The sequence below is a fragment of the Sphingomonas sp. LH128 genome, from assembly GCF_000293195.2.
In the GTDB taxonomy this organism is placed as follows: domain Bacteria; phylum Pseudomonadota; class Alphaproteobacteria; order Sphingomonadales; family Sphingomonadaceae; genus Novosphingobium; species Novosphingobium resinovorum_A.
Window position 1 is genome coordinate 1 of record NZ_ALVC01000527.1, and the last position, 673, is coordinate 673.

The window sequence follows — 673 nt, forward strand, 5'->3', positions numbered from 1 at the left end:
GGCTTCGCCGCCTTGGGATCGGCGCCCTCCTTCACCTTTGCCTTGGTGTACTTGACGCTCCAGCGTGCATCGCGATCCTTCTGCCTGATCTGGGCCGATTTACAGCCCTCGGGCACTCGGCCCTCCTTGATCGCCGTCTTCTCGGCCTCGGTGTTCCTCTGCTTGGGTGCCGGCACGACCGTGGCGTCGATGATCTGCCCACCCATGGCGAGATAGCCCCGCTCGGTGAGCGCGGCATCGAAGCGAGCGAACAGCCTGTCGATCGCCTTGGCCTTGACCAGCCTCTCGCGGAACAACCACACCGTCGTTGCGTCCGGCACCGTGCCGTCGAGCCCGAGCCCTAGGAAGCGCTCGAACGACAAGCGATCCTTAATCTGGAACTCGGCGGCCTCGTCAGACAGCGAGTAGAGCGCCTGCAGCGAGGATCTTGAACATGAGGACCGGATCAAACGGCGGCCTGCCACCCTTGCCGCGGACACTTCGCCGCAGCGCTGCTACCAACGGGCCGCGGAAAGCCTCGAAGTCGACGACAGCCGCAAGCCGTTCAAGCCGATCACCTGCCGCGCTCAACGCCTCGTATCAGTCCGAAAGATCGAAGAAACTCGGCTGTCCCGCCATCATCGCCTCCACCCTCGTGCAAAGGCAGTGAATCACCTCAAGCCGCTAGGCGCCA

1 pseudogene is annotated in these 673 nt (G+C 63.9%); it reads right to left on the bottom strand.

Going from position 1 to position 673, the window contains the following annotated elements:
• Window positions 1-570, bottom strand: a pseudogene (locus LH128_RS29725) (transposase); the annotation flags it as partial.
• Window positions 571-673 lie beyond the last annotated feature (103 nt).